Source organism: Pseudomonas sp. 1121_17 (assembly GCF_052850745.1).
Genome location: NZ_VXCX01000005.1, coordinates 72,685 through 97,325 on the forward strand (window position 1 = coordinate 72,685; position 24,641 = coordinate 97,325).

26 protein-coding genes are annotated in these 24,641 nt (G+C 62.6%); 18 read left to right on the forward strand and 8 right to left on the reverse strand.

Going from position 1 to position 24,641, the window contains the following annotated elements; all coding sequences use genetic code 11:
• Positions 1-7: 7 nt before the first annotated feature.
• A complete protein-coding gene (locus FW789_RS12235; RefSeq protein ID WP_446431497.1) occupies positions 8-2,371 on the reverse strand; it encodes a penicillin acylase family protein in 2,364 nt (787 codons plus the stop codon).
• 85 nt (positions 2,372-2,456) lie between these two features.
• Between FW789_RS12235 and FW789_RS12240 the strand changes: the two genes are divergently transcribed.
• Positions 2,457-3,023 carry a sugar O-acetyltransferase gene (locus FW789_RS12240; protein WP_103435632.1) on the forward strand — a complete coding sequence of 189 codons (567 nt, stop codon included), beginning with the start codon at positions 2,457-2,459 and terminating at the stop codon, positions 3,021-3,023.
• Here the strand turns inward: FW789_RS12240 and FW789_RS12245 are convergent.
• Positions 3,002-3,556, reverse strand: coding sequence for a DUF6436 domain-containing protein (locus FW789_RS12245; protein ID WP_103435633.1), 555 nt, complete (start codon positions 3,554-3,556; stop codon positions 3,002-3,004). The genes FW789_RS12240 and FW789_RS12245 overlap by 22 nt on opposite strands.
• A 116-nt stretch (positions 3,557-3,672) precedes the next feature.
• Here FW789_RS12245 and FW789_RS12250 point away from each other — a divergent pair, with 116 nt between their 5' ends.
• On the forward strand, positions 3,673-4,596 hold the full coding sequence (locus tag FW789_RS12250) for an alpha/beta hydrolase (protein WP_103435634.1): 924 nt from the start codon (positions 3,673-3,675) through the stop codon (positions 4,594-4,596).
• On the opposite strand, the gene FW789_RS12255 is transcribed toward FW789_RS12250, so the two are convergent.
• On the reverse strand, positions 4,597-5,349 hold the full coding sequence (locus FW789_RS12255) for a DUF2059 domain-containing protein (protein ID WP_101315360.1): 753 nt from the start codon (positions 5,347-5,349) through the stop codon (positions 4,597-4,599).
• 120 nt (positions 5,350-5,469) lie between these two features.
• Here FW789_RS12255 and FW789_RS12260 point away from each other — a divergent pair, with 120 nt between their 5' ends.
• Together FW789_RS12260 and FW789_RS12265 are read left to right on the forward strand one after the other, a co-directional pair.
• Positions 5,470-6,093 (forward strand): 2OG-Fe(II) oxygenase, encoded by a 624-nt coding sequence (locus tag FW789_RS12260; protein WP_446431498.1) that lies wholly within the window; start codon positions 5,470-5,472, stop codon positions 6,091-6,093.
• On the forward strand, positions 6,080-6,583 hold the full coding sequence (locus FW789_RS12265) for a DUF523 domain-containing protein (RefSeq protein WP_103435636.1): 504 nt from the start codon (positions 6,080-6,082) through the stop codon (positions 6,581-6,583). Before FW789_RS12260 ends, FW789_RS12265 begins: the two co-directional genes overlap by 14 nt.
• A 15-nt stretch (positions 6,584-6,598) precedes the next feature.
• On the opposite strand, the gene FW789_RS12270 is transcribed toward FW789_RS12265, so the two are convergent.
• Complete coding sequence (locus tag FW789_RS12270) at positions 6,599-7,084, reverse strand: substrate-binding periplasmic protein (RefSeq protein ID WP_103435637.1); 486 nt, start codon at positions 7,082-7,084, stop codon at positions 6,599-6,601.
• Positions 7,085-7,309: 225 nt separating this feature from the next.
• Here FW789_RS12270 and FW789_RS12275 point away from each other — a divergent pair, with 225 nt between their 5' ends.
• Complete coding sequence (locus FW789_RS12275; protein WP_103435638.1) at positions 7,310-7,786, forward strand: DUF4399 domain-containing protein; 477 nt, start codon at positions 7,310-7,312, stop codon at positions 7,784-7,786.
• A gap of 125 nt (positions 7,787-7,911) precedes the next feature.
• Here the strand turns inward: FW789_RS12275 and serA are convergent, their stop codons facing one another.
• Positions 7,912-9,141: a phosphoglycerate dehydrogenase gene (gene serA / locus FW789_RS12280; protein WP_446431499.1), complete on the reverse strand. Its 1,230-nt coding sequence runs from the start codon at positions 9,139-9,141 to the stop codon at positions 7,912-7,914.
• 170 nt (positions 9,142-9,311) lie between these two features.
• On the opposite strand from serA, the gene FW789_RS12285 reads away from it, so the two are divergent.
• The 4 genes from FW789_RS12285 (at position 9,312) to FW789_RS12300 (ending at position 13,492) form a co-directional block, all read left to right on the forward strand.
• Entirely contained in the window at positions 9,312-10,709 is a 1,398-nt protein-coding gene (locus tag FW789_RS12285) for an FAD-binding oxidoreductase (protein WP_101315373.1), read from the forward strand.
• A 25-nt stretch (positions 10,710-10,734) separates the two neighbouring features.
• Positions 10,735-11,400: a fumarylacetoacetate hydrolase family protein gene (locus FW789_RS12290; protein ID WP_103435639.1), complete on the forward strand. Its 666-nt coding sequence runs from the start codon at positions 10,735-10,737 to the stop codon at positions 11,398-11,400.
• A gap of 176 nt (positions 11,401-11,576) precedes the next feature.
• Positions 11,577-12,500, forward strand: a complete 924-nt coding sequence (locus FW789_RS12295) for an SdiA-regulated domain-containing protein (protein ID WP_186701120.1) — start codon at positions 11,577-11,579, stop codon at positions 12,498-12,500.
• 80 nt (positions 12,501-12,580) lie between these two features.
• Entirely contained in the window at positions 12,581-13,492 is a 912-nt protein-coding gene (locus FW789_RS12300) for an SdiA-regulated domain-containing protein (RefSeq protein ID WP_101315379.1), read from the forward strand.
• 50 nt (positions 13,493-13,542) lie between these two features.
• Here FW789_RS12300 and rpiA read toward each other — a convergent pair whose 3' ends face one another.
• Positions 13,543-14,217: a ribose-5-phosphate isomerase RpiA gene (gene rpiA / locus FW789_RS12305; RefSeq protein WP_103435641.1), complete on the reverse strand. Its 675-nt coding sequence runs from the start codon at positions 14,215-14,217 to the stop codon at positions 13,543-13,545.
• A gap of 145 nt (positions 14,218-14,362) precedes the next feature.
• On the opposite strand from rpiA, the gene ilvA reads away from it, so the two are divergent.
• The 4 genes from ilvA (at position 14,363) to ptsP (ending at position 19,302) form a co-directional block, all read left to right on the forward strand.
• A complete protein-coding gene (ilvA, locus tag FW789_RS12310; protein ID WP_411562334.1) occupies positions 14,363-15,877 on the forward strand; it encodes a threonine ammonia-lyase, biosynthetic in 1,515 nt (504 codons plus the stop codon).
• A 91-nt stretch (positions 15,878-15,968) separates the two neighbouring features.
• Positions 15,969-16,394, forward strand: a complete 426-nt coding sequence (locus tag FW789_RS12315) for a DUF2269 family protein (protein WP_103435642.1) — start codon at positions 15,969-15,971, stop codon at positions 16,392-16,394.
• Between the two features lie 126 nt (positions 16,395-16,520).
• The gene (locus FW789_RS12320; protein WP_101315386.1) at positions 16,521-17,000 is read left to right on the forward strand and encodes an RNA pyrophosphohydrolase; all 480 of its coding nucleotides are present in this window, start codon (positions 16,521-16,523) and stop codon (positions 16,998-17,000) included.
• Positions 17,001-17,022: 22 nt separating this feature from the next.
• The gene (gene ptsP / locus FW789_RS12325; protein WP_103435643.1) at positions 17,023-19,302 is read left to right on the forward strand and encodes a phosphoenolpyruvate--protein phosphotransferase; all 2,280 of its coding nucleotides are present in this window, start codon (positions 17,023-17,025) and stop codon (positions 19,300-19,302) included.
• Positions 19,303-19,326: 24 nt separating this feature from the next.
• Here ptsP and FW789_RS12330 read toward each other — a convergent pair whose 3' ends face one another.
• Positions 19,327-20,073, reverse strand: coding sequence for an NRDE family protein (locus FW789_RS12330; protein ID WP_340612262.1), 747 nt, complete (start codon positions 20,071-20,073; stop codon positions 19,327-19,329).
• Between the two features lie 131 nt (positions 20,074-20,204).
• Between FW789_RS12330 and FW789_RS12335 the strand changes: the two genes are divergently transcribed.
• The 5 genes from FW789_RS12335 to FW789_RS12355 all read left to right on the forward strand — a co-directional run bounded on the left by FW789_RS12335 (position 20,205) and on the right by FW789_RS12355 (position 24,157).
• Entirely contained in the window at positions 20,205-20,987 is a 783-nt protein-coding gene (locus tag FW789_RS12335; RefSeq protein ID WP_446431500.1) for a sulfite exporter TauE/SafE family protein, read from the forward strand.
• Between the two features lie 28 nt (positions 20,988-21,015).
• On the forward strand, positions 21,016-21,825 hold the full coding sequence (gene lgt / locus FW789_RS12340) for a prolipoprotein diacylglyceryl transferase (RefSeq protein WP_101315394.1): 810 nt from the start codon (positions 21,016-21,018) through the stop codon (positions 21,823-21,825).
• A 48-nt stretch (positions 21,826-21,873) separates the two neighbouring features.
• Positions 21,874-22,845: a thymidylate synthase gene (locus tag FW789_RS12345; protein ID WP_446431501.1), complete on the forward strand. Its 972-nt coding sequence runs from the start codon at positions 21,874-21,876 to the stop codon at positions 22,843-22,845.
• A gap of 251 nt (positions 22,846-23,096) precedes the next feature.
• The gene (locus FW789_RS12350) at positions 23,097-23,312 is read left to right on the forward strand and encodes a hypothetical protein (protein ID WP_181105841.1); all 216 of its coding nucleotides are present in this window, start codon (positions 23,097-23,099) and stop codon (positions 23,310-23,312) included.
• A gap of 8 nt (positions 23,313-23,320) precedes the next feature.
• Entirely contained in the window at positions 23,321-24,157 is an 837-nt protein-coding gene (locus FW789_RS12355) for a hypothetical protein (protein ID WP_446431502.1), read from the forward strand.
• 34 nt (positions 24,158-24,191) lie between these two features.
• Here the strand turns inward: FW789_RS12355 and cadR are convergent, their stop codons facing one another.
• The gene (gene cadR / locus FW789_RS12360; protein WP_186701165.1) at positions 24,192-24,635 is read right to left on the reverse strand and encodes a cadmium resistance transcriptional regulator CadR; all 444 of its coding nucleotides are present in this window, start codon (positions 24,633-24,635) and stop codon (positions 24,192-24,194) included.
• Between the last annotated feature and the right edge of the window lie 6 nt (positions 24,636-24,641).

Genomic DNA, 24,641 nt, shown 5'->3' on the forward strand with positions numbered 1-24,641 from the left:
CGAAAGGCTATTCGGCAGGCAGCAGGCGCAAGGTACTGCGCGCCGGGATCACGCCCAACTGCGCCCGCTGATAACGGCCTTCGATGTAGTCCTCGGCCTGATCGCGATAATGCCGGTCGAACGGCACGCCGCTCTGGCCGAGCGGGTTGATGCTCAGCGCCTTGGCGGGGTCGGCGAAGTCGATGATCCGCCGGGTCGAAGGCCCATAGGTTACCGGCCAGGGCGCCGGGCCGATCTTGGCCGAGAGATTGTTCGGCGCTTCGTGGGTCCCCGGCGCGGCAAACGGGCCGACGTTGAACAGCAGGTTGAGCGGCTTCTGCACGCCCAGCGGATGGTTATGGGTCAGGGTATGCGCCTTGCCCCATTGCCAGTTGGCCGGGTCGGCGCCAAAGGTTTCGCCCAGGTGGGCTAACGTCTTGCGCCAGGCCTGGCGCACCACCGCACTGCGCCCTGCAGGTTGACTGGCGCCGCGCTGGTTCCACCAAGGTGATTCCGGGTCAGCTGCGAGTCGGGGCAGGGCGGCGTCGATGGCGCGGGTGTTGAGCAGCATCGTGAACCACGTGTCGCCCAGCTCATCGTGCAGTGCGGCATGGGCCAGCTCGTACAGAAACTGGTTGAACAGGGTCGCGCTGGTCGAATCCAGCGGGTAGTCACCGCGCCAGGCTGCCAGTTGCTCGACCAGCTCCTGCTCCTGCACGCCCTCGGCAGCTTCGCGCAGGGTCGCCAGCAATGGCGCGAGCAGGCGTGGGCCGTAGTCGCTGGCGGTATCCAGTTGCAGCGCCTGGCTGTTGTCCATGTCCCACTTGATCTGCTGGTTGGCCAGTTGCCGGTCAAGCTGGCGGCCGCGGTCGGCAAGGTTGTAGTAACCCGGCACCTGGATCGTGGCGGGTGGCTGAAAGTTGGCCGAGACGATGTAGCCGCTGGCTGGATTTTCCTGCTGCGGGTTGAGGTTGAAGGGGTAGAAGCCAAGCTTGTCTGCCTGGCTGCTGCTGCCGTCGAGAATGAACGCCGGGTTGACCCGCTCCGGGCGGATTGGCAACTGCGCCGCGGCCCACCAGCCGATGTCGCCAGCGGCATTGGCCCACACCAGGTTGAGCCCGGGCGACTGAATCTTCACCGCCGACAGTCGCATCTTGTTCAGGCTGTCGGCGCGGTTGAGCTGGTAGAAGCCTTCAAGGATCGGGTTTTCGGTTTGCAGAAACGCCCACCACATGGCAATCGGCGTGGGTCCCGCCGTTTCGCCGAGCACGCTATTGACGATCGGCCCGTGGGACGAGCTGCGCAGGGTGATCTCGACCGGCGCTGCGTCCTTCACGGCGATCTGCTGCTGGCTGCGTTGCAGGGTTTGCCACTGGCCGTCGATCATCACCTGTTCGGGATTGGCCGGGTTGCTGCGCTCGGCAATCAGGTCGACGTCGTCGTTCTGGAACATGGTCAGGCTCCAGCCGAAGTCGCGATTGTGACCGAGCAGGGCAAACGGATTAAGTGCCTGGAAGTAGCCATACAACTCAAAACCCGGCGCCGACAGCTCGGCCTCGTACCACACCGCCGGCACGGCAAAGCCGATATGCGGGTCGCCGGCCAGCAGCGGGCGGCCGCTACGGGTGCGGCTGGCTGATACGGCCCAGGCATTGCTGCCCTCGAACTGCGGCAGGCCGGCGGCGGCCAGAGCATCCTGGCTGGCGCTGGCCAGTTGCTCGAGGCTACGCCAGTCGGCGGCTGCCAGGCGCGGGGCGAGGGCGCCTTCGGGCTGCCATGCCAGGTCGAAGATGTTCAGGTAATCGGCGCCAAGCTGATCGCGGATGTAGGTCAGCGCCGGTTCAGTGCGAAACGCGGCGGCGAAGCTGTAGGCCAGATAACCGGCAATGCTCAGGGTGTCTTCGGCGCCGAAGGGGCGTGGAGTGATGCCGAGCAGATCGAACTCAACCGGCTTGGGGTGGCTGGCCTGCCATTGGTTCACCCCATCCAGATAGGCCTGCAAACCCTGCCAGGCCGGGCCTTGGCGATCCTGACGCTGGACCATGCGGGCGGCCTGTTCGCGGATGCGCAGGCTGCGGAACAGGGTATCGGTGGCGACTAGCTTGCTGCCGAGCACTTCGGCCAGCTCGCCACGGGCCAGGCGGCGCATGATCTCCATTTGGAACAGCCGGTCCTGGGCGTGCACATAGCCCAGCGCGCGGTACAGGTCGGTTTCGCTCTGCGCCTGGATGTGCGGCACGCCGCGCTCGTCGTAGCGCACGTTGACCGGCGCTTGCAGGCCGCGCAGGCTCAGCTCGCCATCGCGTTGTGGCTGCTTGCTGTGGACATACCAGTAACCGCCAGCAGCGGCCACGGCAATCAGCACGGCCAGTACGGTCAAGCTGCGTTTCATCAGAACTCCTTGTGCATATCAACGCAAACGGTTGTCAGATCATTGACCGAATCGCGCCACCAGCATAGCCCCCAAAGGAGTCTGCATGTCCCTCAGCGAAAAACAGAAGATGCTCAGCGGCCAGCTCTATCACGCAGGCTGCCCCGAGTTGCAGGCTGAGCAGCGCAGCAACAAGCAGTGGATGGACCGCTACAACAGCAGCGACGAGCAGCTCAAGCTCAGCCGCCATACATTGCTGGCCGAGCATCTTGCCGCCGTCGGCGAGGGCGTGATCATCCGCCCGCCGTTCTACTGCGACTATGGCTACAACATCAGCATCGGTGCCAACACCTTTATCAACTTCAGCTGCGTGATCCTCGACGTGCTGCCGGTGCACATTGGCCACGACTGCCAGATCGCGCCGTCGGTGCAGATCTACACCGCCGATCACCCGCTCGACCCGGACGTGCGCCGCACCGGTCTCGAAAGCGGCCGGCCGGTGCACATCGGCAACAACGTCTGGATCGGTGGCGGTGCGATCATCCTGCCGGGCGTCACCATCGGTGATGACGCGGTGATCGGTGCCGGCAGCGTGGTGACTCGCGACGTCGCCGCCGGCGCGGTGGTGGTGGGCAATCCGGCCCGCGAGCGTCAGCCCGCCCAGGCGCAGTAGCAGCCGACCGCGACGGTGTTGGAGGCGCTCACGTTGCGGTCTTCGAGCAAGGCCTTGAGGATTGGCTCGATGAAGCTGTTGCTTGAGTTGCACACAGCACCCTCGCTGTACGGGCCGAAGTAGGCCAGTCGGCCCTGGCGGTCCCAGATCGCCACCGCAGGGCTGGCGGGCAGGCTGGCACTGCCGGGCAGCTCGCGCAGGACCTTGAGCGCGGCCAGGTTGGCCGGCAGCGCGCCATGGCTGGCGGGCTTTTGCAGCAGATAGAAGCTCACTCCCTGCGGCGTGAACTGTTCGACCAGCTCGCTCAGGTGTTGCTGGTTGCCGACGTTGCACGGGCAGGCCGGGTCCCAGAAATGCACCACACGGATCGCCCCGGGGCCGGCAAGCTCGGCGGGCAGGCGCAGCTGGCTACCCTCGAACAGCGTGGCCTGATTGGCGAACGGGCGCAGATAACGTGACTGGAAACTGTCGTAAGCCCACCAGAGCACGGCGGCGCAGAGCAGGGTGATGGCCAAGGTCGACAGCTTTTTCATGGGGGGCCGCAGCTGCGGTACTCGCTTTTGGCAATGAGTTGAAGGGGCGCCCAGCTTGCCATGCGCCGCGCTTGAGCTGAATATCCCAGATCAATACTTGTTCGCGGATTTTGCCGATGCCTGCTCCTTTCAACGTCGACCTGCGCAGCGGCCTCGCGCCATTGTCGAGCCGCCAGCCGTTATCTGCCGAGGCGCTTGCGTACCAGCGCTTCTATGGCCTGGATCTGCCTGTGCAGCGTTTGCTCGGCAGCTTCGAGGCGGGCGGTTTCGAGCTGGTCGGCCAGGCCTGGCTGCCGCCGCAGCCGGTGGCGACGCTGTTCGTGCTACACGGCTACTATGACCATATGGGGCTGTACCGGCATGTCATCGAGTGGGCGCTGAGCAAGGCCTTTGCGGTGGTCAGCTGTGATTTGCCCGGGCATGGCCTGTCCAGTGGCGAGCGGGCCAGCATCAGTGACTTCGGGCTTTATCAGCAGACCCTGGTGGCGCTGTTCGGCCAGGCCCGCGAGCTGGAGCTGCCACGCCCGTGGCATCTATGCGGGCAGAGCACCGGTGGGGCGATCGCGGTCGATCACGTGCTGCATGCCGGCGAGCACAGCCCGGTCGATGGCGAGCTGATCCTGCTGGCACCGCTGGTGCGGCCGCGGGCGTGGCACTGGTCCAAGCTCAGCTATCGATTGCTGCGCCACTTCGTCAACGGCATCCAGCGCCAGTTCAGCGAAAACAGCAACGACCCGGCGTTTCTGCCGTTTCTGCAGGCCGACCCGCTGCAACCACGGCGTTTGCCGACTGCCTGGGTCGGTGCGCTGATGAGCTGGGTCAAGCGGATCGAGGCGGCGCCGCCGAGCACGCGCAGGCCGTTGATCGTGCAGGGCGAGGCGGATGGCACGGTCGACTGGCGTTACAACCTCAAGGTGCTCAAGGCCAAGTTCGCTGATCCGCAGATCCTGCTGCTGCCAGAGGCGCGCCATCATCTGGCCAATGAACTGCCGACAACCCGTCAGCGCTACCTCGATTTCATCAGCCAGCGGCTGGGCTGATTACTTGAGCTGATTGCCGTTCTGGCCGACCGCAAGCCCCGCACGCACTGCCGCCAGTGCGGCCTGGTAGTACGCCTGGCCGTCGGCGGACTCGGCGAAGTTGGCGAACTCTTCCAGTTCGGCATCGCTGAGCTCGCGGTAGACGTAGAGCAAGGTGTTGTTGAGATCTTCGCCGATCTGGTTCATCAGGCGCTGGCGCTGGCCGTCGAGCAACCCTTGCGCCTGACCGCCACCAAACAGCCCTGGGATCATCGAGCTGAGGCTGTCGGCAGCCACGCCGGCGATCGCCAGGCTGACTTCGGCGCCGGCTTCGCGCGCGGGCAGGGCCTGGGCCAGGTGGCCCATGATCAGTTGCCGGGTGTCGCTGACCTGCAGCTTGGGCAGGCCTTTGGCGTTCTTGGCCAATTGGTCCTTGCGTGTGGCGAGCAACTCGGCGGCCACCACTTTGCGCCCCAACGGCGAATTGAAGAACGCCAACGCTGGCGCCGGGTTGGCCAGCTTGCTGCGCAGCTGCGCCTGTGCGCGCTGGTCCATGGCCTGGGCCTGGAAGCGTTGGTTGCTGTTGCTCACCAGCGCCTGGTAAACCGCAGGCGGCAGGCTGTTGCGGTAGCGCTGTTGGGCAGCACTCACGGCATCATTGAAATGGGCGCGCTGGTCGGGCCAGCCGGCGGCCTTGTACAGCTGATCGAGGCTGTCTGCCCAGACAGGCATGGTGCAGATCATCAGCAACAGCAGGGAAAACAAACGGCGCATTCAGGACTCCTGTCGGCAGTGCGCTATTGTCCGTGGCGCAGTGGGAGTTTGTCGAGACGCAATGACGCCGGTCAGCCAAGTGGCGCTGGAGGGGGCCTGGGCGAATGGCTATGATGCGCCATGCACATTACTTCTGATGTTTCAAAGCTGTCCGCGATTGTCGATGACCTGGCCAGCCAGGGCTGGTCGCAGCAGGCCGACTTTTTGCCGGCCGAGCTGGTCAGCGCGCTGGCTGCTGAATGCCACCGGCGCGCCGGCGACGGCCAGCTCAACCCTGCCGGGGTTGGCCGTGGCGGCACGCTAGAGGTTCGCGAGGCTATCCGTGGCGATCATATCCGCTGGCTGGAGCCTGGCGAGTCGAGCGCTTGCGACCGTTACCTGGACGCCATGGACGCGCTGCGTCAGGCAATCAATCAGGGCTTGTTCATCGGCCTTGAAGACTACGAATGCCATTTCGCCCTGTATCCGCCGGGGGCGTTCTATCGGCGCCATCTGGACCGCTTTCGCGATGACGACCGCCGCGCCGTGTCGGCTGTGATCTATCTCAATCAGGACTGGCAGTCTGGCGACGGCGGCGAGTTGCGCATGTTCCTCGATGACCAGCGTGTGCATGACGTAGCGCCGACAGCGGGCACACTGGTGGTGTTTCTGTCCGCCGACGTGCCCCACGAAGTGCTGGCGGCCGGGCGTGAGCGCTTGTCGTTGACGGGTTGGTTCCGTAGGCGTGGCAATGAACCGTTCTGAATTGTCGCCGGTTTTGGTCAGCGCCTGTCTGCTGGGCCAGCCGGTGCGCTACGACGGGCGTGCCAGTGGCCATCCGGACGTGCTGCAAGGCTGGCAGGCCGAGGGTCGTGTGGTAGCGCTGTGCCCGGAGGTAGCTGGCGGCTTGCCGACCCCGCGGCCACCTGCAGAAATCCCCGGCGGGCAGGGCGCGCAGGTGCTCGACGGGCAGGCGCAGGTGATTGCAGTGTCGGGCGAGGACGTCAGTGCGGCGTTTTTGGCGGGTGCGCAGATCGCCCTGGCGCTGGTGCGTCGGCACGGCATCCGGGTCGCCGTACTCAAGTCCGGCAGCCCCTCCTGCGGTAACCAACTGACCTACGACGGCAGCTTCAGCGGGGTCAAAGTGGCGGGGCAGGGCGTGACTACTGCGCTGCTGCGCCGCGAAGGCGTGCTGGTGTTCAGCGAGCTGCAGTTGGCCGAGGCGCAGCAGGCGCTGGCAGCCCTCGACCACTGAGATGTCATCAGCAGGTTACTGGCCGGCGGTAGGTTGCTCACCCTTGAGCCATTTCTTTTCAAGGTCCGCCAGTCTGCCGTCATCCTTGATCCGCTGCAGGGCGTTGTTCACTGCGCTCTCGAAGGCCGGGTTGTCTTTCTGGAACGGGATTACCAGTTTGTCACTGCCAAACGGCTGGCTGACATCCAATGCCGCGTCGACCTTCTGCGCAGCGCGAAGCTGGCTCAGGGCAACGTCGATCTTGCCGCTCTCGACCTCGGGCAATATCTGCTCTGCGGGGGTTTCGATGAACTCGGCACGCAGGTCCAGCTCCTTGGCCAGGGCCTGGCCCAGCTCGACATCGAAGCCCGCCAGGTGTTCGTCCTGCTTGAAGGCATAAGGCGGTGTATCGGCTTGCACGGCAATGCGCAGTTCGCCCCGGTCGTTGATTTCGTCTATCAGCTCGGCCTGGGCCAACGGACTGATCAGTACTGTCAGCAGTACGCCAATGGTCAAACGCATGAGTATCCCTTCTTGTTCAGCAGGTAAATTTCATTCGCCGCTGCTTTATTTGTGGTGGCGGTCGAACGCTGGCTATGACCGTGGGTCTCTCCTAATGTTTAAACCGCTGATAAATTATTTGTGACAGCGGGCCCAGACACCTCGGGCCACATTTGGACTATGTTGATGCTCCGCTGCCGATCGTTACCTGGCGGCGGTCAATGAAGTGAATCACAGGAGAAGTGAATGAACAGCCTATTTTCGCGTGCTGCCGTTGCCGGTCTGCTCATGGGGGCGTCGGTACTCGCCAGTGCAGCGGATGCCCTGCAAAGCCAGGAGCCGCCGAAGGGTGCCAAGGTCTTCATTGTTTCCCCGGCGGATGGTGCCACGGTCGACAAGACCTTTACCGTCAAATTTGCCATCGAAGGCATGGCGCTGAAACCCGCTGGCGACCAGACTCCGCATAGCGGCCACCACCACTTGCTGGTAGATGTCGACAAGCAGCCCCTGAGCGATACACCGCTGCCGACCAGCCTGATGCCAGAGAACAATGCGCCGCTGCCGGCTGGGCCGCAGGTGCTGCATTTCGGCAAGGCGCAGACTGAAGCGACCATCACCCTGACACCAGGCAAGCACACCCTGCAGTTGGTGCTGGGCGACAAGTATCATGTGCCGTTCAAGCCTAGCGTTGAGTCGCAGAAAATTACCGTTACCGTTAAGTGACAGTAATTGGGGCCGCTCTGCGACCCTTCGCGGGTAAACCCGCTCCCACAAGGTTTGCTGTGGGAGCGGGTTCACCCGCGAAGGGCTGCAAAGCAGCCCCAATAATCTTCAGGAAGCAATCAAGCTCAGAACAGTACGCGCGAGCGGATAGTGCCCTTCACGTGCTGCAGTTTTTCCTGAGCCAGATCCGAATACTCGGCATCGACGTCGATCACCACGTAGCCAACCTTCTCGTCAGTCTGCAGGAACTGACCGGAGATGTTGATCCCGTTTTCGGCGAAGACCTTGTTGATCTCGCTGAGCACGCCCGGGATGTTTTCGTGGATGTGCAGCAGGCGGTGCTTGCCTGGGTGGGCCGGCAGGGCCACTTCCGGGAAGTTGACCGACGACACCGAAGTACCATTGTCGCTGTACTTGACCAGCTTCTCGGCGACTTCCAAGCCAATGTTGGCCTGCGCTTCGGCAGTCGAGCCACCGATATGCGGGGTGAGAATGACGTTGTCCAGGCCACGCAGCGGGCTTTCGAACTCGTCATCGTTGGAGCGCGGCTCCACCGGGAATACGTCGATGGCGGCGCCGATCAGGTGCTTGTCCTTGATCGCGTTGGCCAGGCTTTCCAGCTCGACCACGGTACCGCGGGCGGCGTTGATCAGGATCGAGCCCTTTTTCATCGCGCGGATTTCTTTCTCGCCGATCATCCACTGGGTCGATGGCAGCTCAGGGACGTGCAGGGAGACGATGTCAGCCAGACCCAGCAGTTCGTTGAGGCTAGCCACCTGCGTGGCGTTGCCCAGCGGCAGCTTGGTCAGCGGGTCGTAGAAGTACACCTGCATGCCGACGCTTTCAGCCAGTACCGACAGCTGGGTGCCGATCGAGCCGTAGCCGACGATGCCGAGCTTCTTGCCGCGAATCTCGAACGAGTTGGTCGCGCTCTTGATCCAGCCGCCGCGGTGGCAGGCAGCGTTTTTCTCGGGGATGCCGCGCAGCAGCAGGATCGCTTCGGCGAGAACCAGCTCGGCCACCGAACGGGTGTTCGAGTAAGGCGCGTTGAACACGGCAATGCCGCGCTCGCGAGCAGCGCCGAGATCGACCTGGTTGGTGCCGATGCAGAAACAACCTACCGCCACCAGCTTCTTCGCGCAGTCGAAGATTTCTTCAGTCAGTTGGGTCCGCGAGCGGATACCAATGAAGTGCGCGTCGGCGATCTTTTCCTTGAGCTCGGCTTCGGGTATTGAACCGGTCAGGTACTCAATGTTGGTGTAGCCGGCAGCCTTGAGGGTATCGACCGCGTTCTGATGCACACCTTCAAGAAGAAGGAACCGGATCTTGCTCTTGTCGAGAGAAGTCTTGCTCATCTGCGTAAACCTGTATCCCGGAGAAATAATGGCGAGGAGGTGAAGCGGCGCGGCGTCGGCCTTAGCACGAACAGCGGGAGGGCTATGCTAGCATACGCGACACAATCTGAGCTCCCACCGACAGGTGAAGAGTGCTCAGGGTGACTATGAATAAGTCGAGAGTTCCGGCGATGACCCATCCTGCGGTAATGGAAGAGCTGCTGACCCTGGTCGACCCTGGCAAGGTGCTTACCGACCCTGCTTCGCTGGAGGCATACGGCAAGGACTGGACCAAGCATTACCCGCCCGCGCCAAGCGCGATTGTGCTGCCCAAGACCATCGAACAAGTGCAGGCCATCGTCGCCTGGGCCAATCGCCATCAAGTTGCGCTGGTGCCCTCCGGGGGCCGCACTGGCCTGTCCGCCGGGGCCGTCGCTGCCAACGGTGAAGTGGTGGTGGCCTTCGACGCCATGAACCAGGTGCTCGCCTTCAATGAGTTCGACCGCACCGTGGTCTGCCAGCCTGGCGTGATCACTCGTCAGCTGCAGCAGTTGGCCGAAGAGCACGGCCTTTATTATCCGGTCGACTTTGCTTCGTCAGGCTCCAGCCAGATTGGCGGCAACATCGGCACCAATGCCGGCGGGATCAAGGTGATCCGCTATGGCATGACCCGCAACTGGGTGGCCGGCATCAAGGTCGTCACCGGCAAGGGCGAGCTGCTCGAGCTGAACAAGGACCTGATCAAGAACGCCACCGGCTATGACCTGCGCCAGCTGTTCATCGGTGCCGAGGGCACACTGGGGTTTGTCGTCGAGGCGACCATGCGCCTCGACCGGGCGCCACGCAACCTCACGGCGATGGTTCTTGGCACCGCTGACTTCGACTCGATCATGCCGGTGCTGCACGCGTTTCAAGGCCGGCTGGACCTGACCGCCTTCGAATTCTTCTCCGACAAGGCCCTGGCCAAGGTCATGGGCCGCGGCGATGTCCCGCCGCCGTTTGCCACCGCCTGCCCGTTCTATGCACTGCTGGAATTCGAAGCCAGCAACGAGGACGTGGCCAATGACGCCCTGGCTACCTTCGAGCACTGCGTCGAGCAGGGCTGGGTGCTGGATGGGGTGATGAGCCAGAGCGAGACCCAGCTGAAAAACCTGTGGAAGCTGCGCGAGTACATCTCCGAAACCATCTCGCACTGGACGCCGTACAAGAACGACATCTCGGTCACCGTTTCCAAGGTGCCGGCCTTCCTGCGTGAGATCGATGCCGTGGTCGCCGAGCATTACCCGGACTATGAAGTGGTCTGGTATGGCCATATCGGCGACGGCAACCTGCACCTGAACATCCTCAAGCCCGCTGACATGAGCAAGGACGATTTCTTCGCCTCCTGCGCCAGGGTCAACAAGTGGGTGTTCGAGATTGTCCAGCGCTACAACGGCTCGATCTCGGCCGAGCATGGTGTCGGCATGACCAAACGTGACTACCTCGGTTACAGTCGCTCAGCGCAAGAAATCGCCTGCATGAAGGCAATCAAGGCCGTTTTCGACCCTAACGGCATCATGAATCCGGGTAAGATCTTCGCTCCTGAATAAAAGCAGCCAGCACAAGGAATCGGCCATGAGTTACCAGCACCAGTATGTAGACGGCACGCGCATCCACTTCCCGCTGGGCAAAGTGGTCTGCATCGGGCGCAACTACGCCGAGCACGCCAAGGAACTGGACAACCCCATCCCGAGCGAGCCACTGCTGTTCATCAAGCCAGGCAGCTGTGTGGTGCCTCTGGCAGGCGGCTTCAAGATCCCGAGCGATCGTGGTGCGGTGCACTATGAAGCCGAAATCGCCGTGCTGCTGGGCAAGCCCCTTTCGGCCAAGCCTTCGGTAGAAGAAGTGCTCGACGCCATCTCCGGCTTTGCCCCGGCGCTGGACCTGACCCTGCGTGACGTGCAGGCCAAACTCAAGGAAAAGGGCCTGCCGTGGGAGCTGAGCAAGAGCTTTGATGGCGCCTGCGTACTGCCACCGTTCGTGGCCGCCAGCGCATTCGACGACCTCACCGACATCCCGGTGCGCCTGACCATCAATGGTGCCGTGCGCCAGGACGGCAGCAGCGCGCTGATGCTCAACCCGATCGTGCCGATGATCCAGCACATGGCCGCGCAGTTCTCGCTGCAGGCCGGTGATGTGATTCTGACTGGGACCCCAGCTGGGGTCGGCCCGTTCGAGGCCGGTGACGAGCTGGTGCTGGAACTGCCTGGCGTGTGCCGCTTCGAGAGCAAGGTGCTCTAAGGAGCTGTTTGCCTAGCGCGCTGGCTCCATGGTGGAGCAAATCCCCAGAGCGGGAGCCAGCGCGATGTTTATGCAAGGCTTGTCATTTTTTTCACAAACGATCTGGATAATGCGGCTACCCGAAAGCCCATTCGCCGCGGCCAAACCCTGCTCGGCTGTCTCAGGAATCTCCTGCTATGACGTCATCCAGCGCTTCAGTTCCCCCTTCCCGCAAGCGTCGCCTGTTCCTGCGTTGGCCCTTTTTGCTGGGTGTCGTGGCGGTGATCGGTTATGCCGTGGTGTTCGCCATGCACTGGGATGATCGTGGCCTGCTCTGGGTCAAGGAGCGCTTCGAAACCACCGGAGAGCGCAGCGAAAGCATCTGGCTGCCGGACTACACGGTCGACATCGATGCCAAGGTGCTGCCCGGCATGAACGATGACGAAGCCTCTGACCTTGCCTACAACCCCCGGAGCAAAACCCTGTTTGCGGTGATGGGCAAGAACCCGTTTCTGGTCGAGCTGACGCTGGACGGTGACGTCTTGCGCAAGATGCCGTTACATGGCTGGTCGAACCCGGAAGGCGTGGCGGTGCTTGAGGGTGACCATTTGGCCATTGTCGATGAGCGCAACCATGAGCTCACCCTGGTTACGGTCGGGCCTGAGACCCGCGAGCTCAAGCGTGAGGATTTTCGCAGCTACGATCTGGGTGAGTCAGCCAATCAGAACAAGGGTTTCGAAGCCGTTGCCTGGGACCCGCTGCGCCAGCGTCTGCTGTTCGGCGAGGAGCGTCCACCGCGCTTGTTCACCTGGGCCACCGATGGTCGCAGCCCGCTTACGGGTACCAAGCAGCCAGTGCCTAGCGATGAACTCGACCTGCGCAACCTGTCGGGCATGAGCATCGACCCGCGCACCGGTCACACACTGCTGCTGTCGGCTGATTCGAACATGCTGCTGGAACTGGATGAGACCGGTGGGCAAGTCAGCTTCATGACCCTGCTCGGTGGCTTCAACGGTCTCAAAGACCGTATCCCGCGCGCTGAAGGCGTGGCCATGGATGAGCACGGCACTTTGTACATGGTCAGCGAGCCGGATCTGTTCTACCGCTTCAAGAAGAAATAACGGCAACGGCAATGATGGCATTAAGCTTGTCTTCAGCTGATCGTGATTAGCTTTGCCTCCCATTCACCGAGTTTGCCTCCATGCGCCGTTATCTCCGCTTGCCTGTGCTGTTGCTGCTGTCAGTTGTTGTCGTGTTACTGGCGATCGGCGTGAAGGGTTATGAATCGCGACTGTTCGAGCGCGGCTGGTTCAACCTCAAGACCTGGTGGCAGCCGGCCGAGCAAAGCATCGGCCTGGACCGTTATCAGGTGGTGCTTGAAGGACAGGTCATCGAGGGCCTGGATGACGATGTATCGGCGCTGACCTTCGACCCTGATCGTAAAACCCTGTTTACCGTCACCAACAAACGCTCCGAGCTGATCGAACTGTCGTTGGACGGGCGCATCCTGCGCCGCGTGCCGTTGACCGGTTTCGGTGATCCAGAGGCGGTTGAGTACATCGGCCCCAACAGCTACGTGATTACCGACGAGCGCCTGCAACGCCTGATCCGGGTGCGCCTGGATGACAACACGCGCTTTCTCGACGCCAACGACGCCGAGCAGCTCAGCCTGGGCATCGGCCTGAACGGCAACAAGGGCTTTGAGGGCCTGGCCTACGACTCGGCCGGCAAGCGCCTGTTCGTGGCCAAGGAGCGCGATCCGATGGTGATTTATGAGGTGCGCGGCTTCCCCCACGATAATCCCGAACAGCCTTATTCGGTGCAGGTCGACCAGGACCGCAAGCGCGATTCGCGGTTGTTCGTAAAGGACTTGTCGAGCCTGCAGTTCGATGAGCGCAGCGGCCATCTGCTGGCGCTGTCGGATGAATCACGGCTGGTGGTGGAGCTGGATGTGAAGGGCAAACCGCTGAGTACGCTGTCGCTGCGCAAGGGTTCGCAAGGCCTGCAGAAGACGGTGCCGCAGGCGGAGGGGATTGCCATGGATGATGCCGGGACGATTTATCTGGTCAGCGAGCCGAACCTGTTCTACGTGTTCAAGCAGCCGGCTGACTGAGTAGCGCAGCCCACGGCCACCTTGAACAGGGGCCGTGGGCGCGGCGCTGTTTACTCGGCGGTGAGAGTCTTGACCCCTTCGGCGGTGCCGAGCAGCAGCACATCGGCCGGGCGCGCGGCGAACAGGCCATTGGTGACCACGCCGACGATGGCGTTGATCTGCCGCTCGAGCTCGACCGGGTTGGTGATCTGCATGTTATGCACATCCAGAATCACGTTGCCGTTATCGGTCAGCACGCCTTCGCGGTAGACCGGGTCGCCGCCCAGCTTGACCAGCTCGCGGGCAACGTGGCTGCGCGCCATCGGAATCACTTCGACCGGCAGTGGGAACTCGCCTAGCACCGGCACCAGCTTGCTGCCGTCGGCGATGCAGATGAAGGTCTTGGCCACGGCGGCGACGATCTTCTCGCGGGTCAGTGCAGCGCCGCCGCCCTTGATCAGGTTCAGGTGCGCATCGCTCTCGTCGGCGCCGTCCACGTAGAACTCCAGCTCGCTGACGCTGTTCAGCTCGTACACCGGAATGCCATGGCCCTTGAGGCGCTGGGCAGTGGCCTCGGAGCTGGCGACCGCGCCATCGAAGGCACCTTTGTGCTGAGCCAGGGCGTCGATGAAGAAGTTGGCAGTCGAACCGGTGCCGACGCCGACGACGCTCTTGTCGTCCAGCTTTGGCAGAATGAGATCGACAGCGGCCTGGGCGACGGCCTGTTTCAGTTGGTCCTGGGTCATGCGGGCTCCGAGTGGGGCTGGGGAGTTTCGAGAGGCGCACAGTATAGCGGCAAGTGCCGGCAAAACCTCGGCTTTGCTGTGGTCCGCCGACGTGGCGCTGGGGTAGACTCGCAGGCCTTGTCCCGCGGCCAGTGATGCTTTCCCGATGCTCGAACAGTACGTCAAGATGATCCTCACCTCGCGCGTGTACGACGTTGCCGTCGAAACGCCGCTGCACAGTGCCGGCCAGTTGAGCAAGCGCCTGAGCAATCAAGTGCTGCTCAAACGTGAAGACCTGCAGCCGGTGTTCTCGTTCAAGATCCGCGGGGCGTACAACAAGCTGGCGCAATTGACTGCCGAAGAGCTGGCCCGTGGCGTGGTCACTGCCTCCGCCGGCAACCATGCCCAGGGCCTGGCCCTGGCTGCGCGTGAGCTAGGCATCAAAGCCACCATCGTGATGCCCAAGACCACCCCGGAAATCAAGATCGAAGGCGTGCGCTCGCGTGGCGGCAAGGTCGTCCTGCACGGCGACTCGTTCCCCGAGGCGCTGGCCTATTCGCTCAAGCTGGTGGATGAAAAGGGCTTCGTCTATATCCACCCCTACGATGACCCGCACACCATCGCCGGCCAAGGCACCGTGGCCATGGAAATACTGCGCCAGCACCCGGGCCGCCTCGACGCGATCTTCGTGCCGGTCGGCGGCGGCGGTTTGATTGCCGGCATCGCTGCCTACGTCAAGTATCTGCGCCCGGAAATCAAGGTGATCGGCGTCGAGCCGGACGACTCCAACTGCCTGCAGGCGGCCATGGCCGCTGGCGAGCGGGTAGTGCTGCCGCAAGTCGGGCTGTTCGCCGATGGCGTTGCGGTCGCGCAGATCGGCCAGCACACCTTTGATATCTGCAAGCTGCATGTGGACGAGGTGATCACGGTCAGTACCGATGAGATCTGTGCGGCGATCAAGGATATCTACGACGATACCCGCTCGATAACCGAGCCTGCTGGCGCTTTAGGCGTTGCCGGGATCAAGAAGTATGTGGAAATGAGCGGTGTCAGTGGTCACACACTGGTCGCCATCGACTCCGGCGCCAACGTCAACTTCGACCGCCTGCGCCACGTGGCCGAGCGCGCCGAGCTGGGCGAGAAGCGCGAAGCGATCATCGCCGTTACCATCCCCGAGCGGCCGGGCAGCTTCAAGGCCTTCTGCGAGGCCATCGGCAAGCGCCAGATAACCGAATTCAACTACCGCAAGCACACCTCGGACGAGGCGCACATCTTTGTCGGCGTGCAGACCCATCCCGATACCGACCCGCGCGCCGCGCTGGTGCAGCAGTTGATCGAGCAAGGCTTCCCGGTTATCGACCTGACCGACAACGAACTGGCCAAGCTGCACATCCGCCATATGGTCGGCGGCCATTCGGCGCGGGCCCATGACGAGATCGTGCTGCGCTTCGAATTCCCCGAACGGCCGGGGGCGCTGTTCAACTTCCTGACCAAGCTGGGCGGGCGCTGGAATATCTCCATGTTCCACTACCGCAACCACGGTGCCGCAGACGGGCGCGTGGTGGCCGGCTTGCAGGTGCCCGAAGACGAGCGTCATCTGGTGCCGGCAGCGTTGGCCAAGATCGGCTACCCGTACTGGGATGAAAGCGAAAACCCGGCCTACCGGCTGTTTTTGGGTTGAGGGGCTAAGCTAGACCTCGAGACGCTTTTCGGCGCGGTGCTGTATCCGCCAGCCGCGCCAAGGCCCGCACGCGCAACCCAAGGATCTGCACATGGAATACCTGACTACGCTGAAGACCGTGCACGTTGTCGCCACCGTGCTGTTGCTCGCCTGCGCCCTGGGCCTGGCCATCTACACCTGGCGGCTGCGCCAGCGCAGCGATGCTGCGGTCTATAGTCAGTTGCTGCGCCGCCCCCTGCTGTTTGTCTGGCTGTTGCTCGGCGTGTGCCTGGTGAGCATGCCATTCACCGGCTGGTGGCTGGTGCACCTGGTCGGCTGGCCGCTGGGGCAGACCTGGCTGTTGGCCTCGAGCTTGATCTACACCGTCGGTGCGCTGAGTGTGTGGTGGCTGCTGATCCGCCTCAACCGCTTGCGCCGGGCTGAGCCTGGCAGCCTGCGCCTGACCTTGGCACTGGCCGTGTTCAGTGCGGTGTGCTTTGTCTCGATTGCGGGCCTGATGGGCGCCAAGCCGGTCTGAGGCAGCCCGCAACAGCCCCATTTCACAGGGAATTTCACCCGGCTGCACATAAGCACGGCAGGCGCGTTGCTGCGCTTGTGAGCTTTGTGGAACAATGCGGCAATATGCGTTTTCGAGGTTGCTGCCGTGATCGACCCGGATGGATTTCGCCCCAACGTCGGTATCATTCTCACCAATGATGCTGGACAGGTGCTTTGGGCTCGACGGATCAACCAGGATGCCTGGCAATTTCCCCAGGGCGGTATCAACCCTGATGAGACGCCGGAAGATGCCCTGTACCGCGAGCTGAATGAAGAAGTCGGCCTGGAGCGTGACGATGTGCAAATTCTTGCCTGCACCCGCGGCTGGTTGCGTTATCGTCTACCCCAGCGGCTGGTGCGCACGCACAGCCAGCCATTGTGTATCGGCCAGAAACAGAAGTGGTTCCTGCTACGCCTGGTGAGCAACGAGCAACGGGTGCGTATGGACCTGACCGGCAAACCGGAATTCGACGGCTGGCGCTGGGTCAGCTATTGGTATCCGCTGGGCCAGGTCGTGACATTCAAGCGCGAGGTCTACCGCCGCGCCCTGAAAGAGCTAGCCCCGCGCCTGCTGACGCGCGACTGACGACGGAGTTCGACCCCGAGCCATGCTCAATACGCTGCGCAAGATCGTCCAGGAAGTGAACTCCGCCAAAGATCTCAAGACGGCGTTGGGGATCATTGTCTTGCGCGTCAAGGAAGCCATGGGCAGCCATGTCTGCTCGGTTTACTTGCTTGACCCGGAAACCAACCGGTTCGTGCTGATGGCCTCCGAAGGCCTCAACAAACGCTCGATCGGCAAGGTCAGCATGGCCCCCAACGAAGGCCTGGTTGGCCTGGTCGGTACCCGGGAAGAGCCGCTGAACCTGGAAAACGCCGCCGGTCACCCGCGGTATCGCTACTTCGCCGAAACCGGTGAAGAGCGCTACGCGTCATTTCTCGGCGCGCCGATCATTCACCACCGTCGTGTGGTCGGGGTGCTGGTCATCCAGCAAAAGGAGCGGCGCCAGTTCGACGAGGGCGAAGAAGCCTTCCTGGTAACCATGAGCGCGCAGCTGGCCGGGGTTATCGCCCACGCCGAAGCGACCGGTTCGATCCGTGGCCTGGGCCGTCAGGGCAAAGGCATTCAAGAGGCGCGCTTCGTCGGCGTACCGGGTTCGCCGGGCGCTGCGGTAGGCCGTGCGGTGGTGATGCTGCCGCCCGCCGATCTGGAAGTGGTGCCGGACAAGACCGTCGATGACATCGACGCCGAACTGAAACTGTTCAACAACGCTCTCGAAGGTGTGCGCGCCGACATGCGCAAGCTGTCGGCCAAGCTTGCCACCCAGCTGCGCCCGGAAGAACGGGCGCTGTTCGACGTCTACCTGATGATGCTCGAAGACGCTGCCCTTGGTGGCGAAGTGGTAGAAGTGATCAAGACCGGCCAGTGGGCCCAGGGCGCCTTGCGTCAGGTGGTCGGCGAGCACGTCAACCGCTTCGAGCTGATGGACGACGACTACCTGCGCGAGCGCGCCTCCGACGTCAAGGACCTTGGCCGGCGGCTGTTGGCTTACTTGCAGGAAGCCCGTTCGCAGACCCTGGTCTACGCCGAAAACACCATTCTGGTCAGTGAAGAGCTGACCCCGGCCATGCTTGGCGAGGTGCCGGAGGGCAAGCTTGCCGGTCTGGTTTCGGTGCTTGGCTCGGGTAACTCGCATGTGGCCATTCTGGCCCGGGCGATGGGTATCCCGACGGTGATGGGCCTGGTCGACCTGCCGTATTCCAAGGTCGACGGCATCGAAATGATCGTCGACGGCTACAAGGGCGAAGTCTTCACCAACCCCAGCGATGTGCTGCGCAAGCAGTACAAGGAAGTCGTCGAAGAAGAGCGCGAACTTGCCAAAGGCCTGGACGCACTGCGCGAGCTGCCCTGCGTAACCCCGGACGGCCATCGCATGCCGCTGTGGGTCAACACCGGCCTGCTCGCCGACGTCGCCCGGGCGCAGCAACGCGGCGCCGAAGGGGTTGGCCTGTACCGCACCGAAGTGCCGTTCATGATCCAGCAGCGCTTCCCCAGCGAAAAGGAACAGCTGGCGATCTACCGCGAGCAGCTCGCTGCCTTCCACCCGCTTCCGGTGACCATGCGTACCCTGGACATTGGCGGTGACAAGGCGCTTTCATACTTCCCGATCAAGGAAGAAAACCCGTTTCTCGGCTGGCGCGGCATTCGCGTCACCCTCGACCACCCGGAAATTTTCCTGGTGCAAACCCGCGCCATGCTCAAGGCCAGCGAGGGCTTGAACAACCTGCGCATTCTGTTGCCGATGATCTCCGGCATCCATGAGCTGGAAGAAGCCCTGCACCTGATCCACCGTGCCTGGGGCGAGGTGCGCGACGAAGGCACCGACGTACCGATGCCGCCGGTGGGGGTGATGGTCGAAATCCCGGCAGCGGTGTACCAGACCAAAGAGCTGGCGCGTCAGGTCGACTTCCTCTCGGTTGGCTCCAACGACCTGACCCAGTATCTGCTGGCGGTCGACCGCAACAACCCACGGGTCGCCGACCTGTATGACTATCTGCACCCGGCAGTGCTGCAAGCCGTGCAAACCGTGGTGCGCGATGCCCATGCCGAAGGCAAGCCGGTGAGTATCTGCGGCGAGATGGCCGGTGACCCGGCGGCAGCGATCCTGCTGATGGCGATGGGCTTTGACAGCCTGTCGATGAACGCCACCAACCTGCCCAAGGTCAAGTGGATGCTGCGTCAGGTCAACATGAGCAAGGCCAAGGAACTGCTGGCCGACGCCATGAGCCACGACAACCCGCAAGTTATCCACAGCTCGCTGCAGCTGGCGCTGAAGAACCTCGGCCTGGCGCGGATGATCGGGCCTGGCGCGAACAAGACCCTCTAAGCCAAAGGATGCTGGTGGCTCTGCTCAGACCGCCAGCTCGACCTCACCCAGATGCCCGCCGTAGGGACCAAAGCTGCGCTCGAGCATGCGCCGCTGCCCCGACTTGTGCACAAGCAGCACCGTGCTGGCGCGGGTGCCGTAGTTCTGACTGGCGATGAATGCGCTCGACAGCAGCCGCTCGGTGGCCAGGCCAACGCCGGTGTCCGGCAAATCGGCGTCCAGCGCAGGCTGAGCGTTGCCAAGCAAACCCAGCAGCCGCTGCGGGTCGGCCTCGTCGAGCAGCTCGCGCAGGCCTTGGCGGGTCTGCACCAGCTTCGGCCACGGCGTGTCCAGCCGTGCATTGGACAGCCCGTAGACGCCCGGCTCAAGCAACTGCGGCGCTGCGTCAGAGGCGTGCAGGTAGCCCAGCTGCTGCTCGTCGCCAATCAACAGATTGAAGCCTGAGTACTCGCTGCTGCGGCTAGCCACCTGCCCAAGGTATTGCTCAACGCCGAGCTCGCCGCGCAGATAACCAGCCACCAGTTCACCGCGAGAGCGCAGGCCTTGTGGCTGGCGCGGGTCACGGATATTGGTCAGCGCCGCGAAGCGCCCGTTCGGACCAATCCCCAGCCAACTGCCGCCGGCCTCGAGGTCGCGCCCGGCGTACACCCCCGGTGCGTCGTCCCACGCGCCCAGCGCCTGACTGGGGCGGGCATAGAACTCGTCACGATTGGCCGCAACGATCAGCGGCAGGGCATGCCCCGGCCGCCAGGCAAATACGATCAGGCACATGGCGTAGCCTCTGGTTTTTGCTCACTCTACCCACTGCATCGAGCACTGGCCATCAGCTGATACAGACTTCACTAGAGCCACAAGGCCAGCTTCCGTTACCATGCCGGACTGAATTTTCATGGGGTCGACGAATGGAGTTCGTACTCTACCTGCTGTTGGGCGCCTGCGCCGGCGTCCTGGCCGGGCTATTCGGCGTGGGCGGCGGGATCATCATCGTGCCGGTGCTGGTGTTCAGCTTCACCTTGCAGGGCTTCGAGCCCTCGGTGCTGACCCACCTGGCCGTCGGCACCTCGCTGGCGACCATCATCTTCACATCGATCAACGCCGTGCGTGAGCACCAGCGCAAAGGCGCGGTGCAATGGTCGATCTTTGTCTGGATGACCGTTGGCATCCTGATCGGTGCGGGTATCGGCGCCAAAACCGCTTCGTTGATCCAGGGCCCGATGCTGCAGAAGATCATCGGCGTGTTTGCCCTGGTGGTCGCCGCGCAGATGGCCCTCGACCTCAAACCCAAGGCCAGCCGTAGCGTTCCTGGCAAGCCTGGGTTGTCGGCTGCCGGCGTGGTAATCGGTTGGGCCTCGGCAATCTTTGGCATCGGTGGCGGCTCGTTGACCGTGCCGTTCCTGACCTGGCGCAGCCTGCCGATGCAGCAGGCGGTGGCGACCTCATCGGCCTGCGGCTTGCCCATCGCCCTGGCCAGCGCCCTCAGTTTCATGCTGCTGGGCTGGGACGACAGCCACCTGCCGCCGCACAGCCTGGGTTACGTGTACCTGCCGGCACTGCTTGGCATTGCCCTGACCAGCATGTTTTTTGCCCGTTATGGCGCGCGCCTGGCGCACAAGCTGTCGCCGCGCCTGCTCAAACGTCTGTTCGCCGCGTTGCTGCTCTGCGTCGGCCTGAGTTTTTTGATTTAGCTGCCTGATTTGATCGAGAGGAATCACCATGCTGCCTTACCCGCAGATCGACCCCGTGGCCCTGGCCATCGGGCCGCTGAAAATCCATTGGTACGGCCTGATGTACCTGATCGGCATCGGCGGTGCCTGGCTGCTGGCCTCGCGCCGGCTGAACCGCTTCGACCCGACCTGGAGCCGCGAGAAGCTCTCTGACCTGGTGTTCTGGTTGTCGATGGGGGTAATCGTCGGCGGACGCCTGGGTTATGTGCTGTTCTATGACCTGCACGCCTACCTGGCCAACCCGACGCTGATATTCGAAGTGTGGAAGGGCGGCATGTCGTTCCACGGCGGCTTTATCGGCGTGATGCTGGCCGCGCTGTGGTTCGGCAAGCGCAACAACAAGTCGTTCTTCGAACTGATGGACTTCGTTGCGCCCTTGGTGCCGATCGGCCTGGGCGCCGGGCGCATCGGCAACTTCATCAACGCCGAGCTATGGGGCAAGGCGACCGACGTGCCGTGGGCGATGGTCTTCCCGCCGTTCAGCGACCCTGCGCAGCTGCCGCGTCACCCGTCGCAGCTGTATCAGTTTGCCCTCGAAGGTGTGGCATTATTCCTGATCCTTTGGCTGTACTCGCGCAAGCCGCGCCCGACCATGGCCGTGTCCGGCATGTTCGCGCTGTTCTATGGCATCTTCCGCTTCATCGTCGAGTTCGTGCGTGTGCCTGATGCCCAGCTTGGCTACATCGCCTTTGGCTGGTTGACCATGGGCCAGTTGCTCTGCCTGCCGATGATCATTGGCGGCATCGTGCTGATCTGGCTGGCGTACAACCGCAAACCCACGGCCAACGCCGCGGTCTGATTTCCACGGCAGGGGCGATCCCCCTGCCGTTCTCGTTACAGGTAAGTCATGAAACAGTATCTAGATCTGGTCCGCGACGTCATCGACAACGGCACCCTGCAGAGCAACCGCACCGGCGTGCGCACCATCAGCCTGCCCGGCGCCATGCTGCGCTTCGACCTGCAGAAAGGCTTCCCGGCCGTGACCACCCGCCGCCTGGCGTTCAAGTCGGCCATCGGCGAGATGGTCGGTTTTCTGCGCGGGGTGAAAAACGCCGGCGAGTTCCGCGAGCTGGGCTGCAAGGTATGGGACCAGAACGCCAACGAAAACGCCCAGTGGCTGGCCAACCCGTTCCGTCAGGGGCATGACGACCTCGGCGAAATCTACGGCGTGCAATGGCGCCAGTGGCCGGGCTACAAGCGCGTGCCGCTGAGCAACCCGGCAGCCATCGCCATGGCCGAGCAACAAGGCTTCCGCCAGATCGCCCGGGACGAAGAAGACGGCCAGGCGTTCGTCATCCTCTACAAGGCCATCGATCAGGTGCGTCAGTGCCTCGATACCATCGCCAAGGACCCGGGCAGCCGGCGCATCCTGTTCCACGGCTGGAACTGCGCCCAGCTCGACGAAATGGCCCTGCCGCCGTGCCACTTGCTGTACCAGTTCCACCCCAATGTCGAGACCAGGGAAATCTCCCTGACCCTCTACATCCGCTCCAATGACCTCGGCCTGGGCACGCCATTCAACCTCACCGAAGGCGCTGCGCTGCTGTCGCTGTTCGGCCGCCTGACCGGCTACACCCCGCGCTGGTTCACCTACTTCATCGGCGACGCCCATGTGTACGAGAACCACCTGGACATGCTCAACGAGCAGTTCACCCGCGAGCCATTGCCGGCACCCCAACTGGTGATCAGCGACCGCGTGCCTGAGTTTGCCAAGACTGGGGTGTACGAGCCGGAGTGGCTGGAGAAGATCGAGCCGAGCGACTTCAGCCTCGAAGGCTACGAGCATCACCCGCCACTGACGGCTCCGATGGCGGTGTAATTCGGATTGGTCGCGGGGACAGGTGCCCCGATATGCCCGGTTGGGCGCTTGCATCTGGACGCATGCGCCAGCTGTTCTGACTTTCAGCTAACCACGCTCGACATGATCCGAAACACCCTGCTTGACCAGTCTCCTATGTGAATGCAGGAGATGCTGTATCCTAGGCTCCGCAACCGATTTGGCGGTCAGCAGCGAGTCCGCTGCTACGCTTGGGGTATGTGTTCAGGCGGTGCCTGGAGAGGAATGATTGTATGAGCGGCAAAAATATCTTGGAAACTCTGCTGCAATGGGTTTACCCGCCCTCCGATGAAGCCATGGCGATCGCCAGGCGACTCAACAGGGTCGCGGAGCAGGTGCAGGTCAGTGATCATGGGGCTGTCTCTATGTCGACCTCTACCATCCTGCAGGATGCTGAGTTTGCGCGTGCCTGCGAGGCCGCCAAGACCGCGATTTCAAGGCACAACTAGGTCGGGTAATGGGGTTTCTTCTCGTATTACCTATCCTGATCTGCGGCTTCATCTACTGTAAGTACAACTTCTACGACAAGACACTCATTGCAAAATACGAAGGGCAGTCACTGTACCTTCATATCGCGATGAGAGGACTCGTGCTCACATTGCCTTGGCTGGCAATTGTTTTCCTTGCCGAGTGGGCCACCGATGGTTTTCTTGGGCTCGCAGACTTGCTAAATGAACGCGGGTTCACCGCACGCAAAGAACGACACCTGTTCACGACCATGCTGGTGGCAATCCTCTCTGCGCCTATCTATGCCTACTTGGCCGCCAAGGTCCGTTTCAGGATCACCCGTTACCGCCACGGGTTGAAAAACGACTACCTCACTCGTTCTTTCATCCTCGAAACCATGCTGCCCACCAGTACCCATCAGGCGTTGTTGCTCGATTCGCTGTTCAACAAACGGCTGTACATGTTCAGCATGGAAGATCGCAAGGTGTATATCGGTTGGGTAAAGTACTTCGGAAACCTGCAGGATCATGACTCAAACAACGATGAAGGTTTCTCGATCATCCCGATTTACAGCGGCTTTCGCGACAAGGACCAGTTGACTGTCGAGTTCACCACCTTCTACGACAAAGTCTACGACGCGGTTAAAAAAGGCCGGGCGTCAGGTATTGACGACGGTACTGAAGACCGCTGCACCGCCGCGAGCCGGGCGGATGAGATCGGGAGCCTTTTCAGCATTAGCCTATTGCAGAAGAACATCGTGTCGATGACCTTTTTCGAAGGTGACTACTGGCAGGAATTCAAAAAAAACGAGGTCAGGCCGGAAAAAGCTACGGCCGCTTCAGCTTGAACGCATCCGATCTGTGTCGTTGGTACAGGCTCGATCAATGTCCATGACTCCTGCCCACATGCGATTGCTCGGTCTCTGGCACTGACACCGCACCATTCACCTCCAACTGCTGCAGAATTGCGCATTCCGCCCCGGGTGCGGTGCAGCGTTGGCGCAGGTCGACCAGTTGCTCTTGCAGTGCCAGCAGGCCGTCGATGCGGGCCTGGACGTGGTCGATGTGCTCGTCGATCAGCGCGTTGACGCTGCCGCATTGGCCCTCTGGGCTGTCGCGCAGGCGCAGCAGGCTGCGGATCTCGTCCAGGGTCATGTCCAGCGTACGGCAGTTGCGGATGAAGGTCAGGCGCTCGACGTGTGCTTGTGTGTACAGCCGGTAGTTGCCGTCGCTGCGGGCGGGCTCGGGCAGCAGTTGCTCGCGCTCGTAGTAGCGGATGGTCTCGACGGCGCAGTCAGTGGCTTTGGCCAATTCCCCGATTTTCATCACGAA

Coding starts and splice junctions, on each gene's coding strand:
- FW789_RS12235 (WP_446431497.1), bottom strand. CDS start 2,371: ATGAAACGCAGCTTGACCGTACTGGCCGTGCTGATTGCCGTGGCCGCT.
- FW789_RS12240 (WP_103435632.1), top strand. CDS start 2,457: ATGTCCCTCAGCGAAAAACAGAAGATGCTCAGCGGCCAGCTCTATCAC.
- FW789_RS12245 (WP_103435633.1), bottom strand. CDS start 3,556: ATGAAAAAGCTGTCGACCTTGGCCATCACCCTGCTCTGCGCCGCCGTG.
- FW789_RS12250 (WP_103435634.1), top strand. CDS start 3,673: ATGCCTGCTCCTTTCAACGTCGACCTGCGCAGCGGCCTCGCGCCATTG.
- FW789_RS12255 (WP_101315360.1), bottom strand. CDS start 5,349: ATGCGCCGTTTGTTTTCCCTGCTGTTGCTGATGATCTGCACCATGCCT.
- FW789_RS12260 (WP_446431498.1), top strand. CDS start 5,470: ATGCACATTACTTCTGATGTTTCAAAGCTGTCCGCGATTGTCGATGAC.
- FW789_RS12265 (WP_103435636.1), top strand. CDS start 6,080: ATGAACCGTTCTGAATTGTCGCCGGTTTTGGTCAGCGCCTGTCTGCTG.
- FW789_RS12270 (WP_103435637.1), bottom strand. CDS start 7,084: ATGCGTTTGACCATTGGCGTACTGCTGACAGTACTGATCAGTCCGTTG.
- FW789_RS12275 (WP_103435638.1), top strand. CDS start 7,310: ATGAACAGCCTATTTTCGCGTGCTGCCGTTGCCGGTCTGCTCATGGGG.
- serA (WP_446431499.1), bottom strand. CDS start 9,141: ATGAGCAAGACTTCTCTCGACAAGAGCAAGATCCGGTTCCTTCTTCTT.
- FW789_RS12285 (WP_101315373.1), top strand. CDS start 9,312: ATGACCCATCCTGCGGTAATGGAAGAGCTGCTGACCCTGGTCGACCCT.
- FW789_RS12290 (WP_103435639.1), top strand. CDS start 10,735: ATGAGTTACCAGCACCAGTATGTAGACGGCACGCGCATCCACTTCCCG.
- FW789_RS12295 (WP_186701120.1), top strand. CDS start 11,577: ATGACGTCATCCAGCGCTTCAGTTCCCCCTTCCCGCAAGCGTCGCCTG.
- FW789_RS12300 (WP_101315379.1), top strand. CDS start 12,581: ATGCGCCGTTATCTCCGCTTGCCTGTGCTGTTGCTGCTGTCAGTTGTT.
- rpiA (WP_103435641.1), bottom strand. CDS start 14,217: ATGACCCAGGACCAACTGAAACAGGCCGTCGCCCAGGCCGCTGTCGAT.
- ilvA (WP_411562334.1), top strand. CDS start 14,363: ATGCTCGAACAGTACGTCAAGATGATCCTCACCTCGCGCGTGTACGAC.
- FW789_RS12315 (WP_103435642.1), top strand. CDS start 15,969: ATGGAATACCTGACTACGCTGAAGACCGTGCACGTTGTCGCCACCGTG.
- ptsP (WP_103435643.1), top strand. CDS start 17,023: ATGCTCAATACGCTGCGCAAGATCGTCCAGGAAGTGAACTCCGCCAAA.
- FW789_RS12330 (WP_340612262.1), bottom strand. CDS start 20,073: ATGTGCCTGATCGTATTTGCCTGGCGGCCGGGGCATGCCCTGCCGCTG.
- FW789_RS12335 (WP_446431500.1), top strand. CDS start 20,205: ATGGAGTTCGTACTCTACCTGCTGTTGGGCGCCTGCGCCGGCGTCCTG.
- lgt (WP_101315394.1), top strand. CDS start 21,016: ATGCTGCCTTACCCGCAGATCGACCCCGTGGCCCTGGCCATCGGGCCG.
- FW789_RS12345 (WP_446431501.1), top strand. CDS start 21,874: ATGAAACAGTATCTAGATCTGGTCCGCGACGTCATCGACAACGGCACC.
- FW789_RS12350 (WP_181105841.1), top strand. CDS start 23,097: ATGAGCGGCAAAAATATCTTGGAAACTCTGCTGCAATGGGTTTACCCG.
- FW789_RS12355 (WP_446431502.1), top strand. CDS start 23,321: ATGGGGTTTCTTCTCGTATTACCTATCCTGATCTGCGGCTTCATCTAC.
- cadR (WP_186701165.1), bottom strand. CDS start 24,635: ATGAAAATCGGGGAATTGGCCAAAGCCACTGACTGCGCCGTCGAGACC.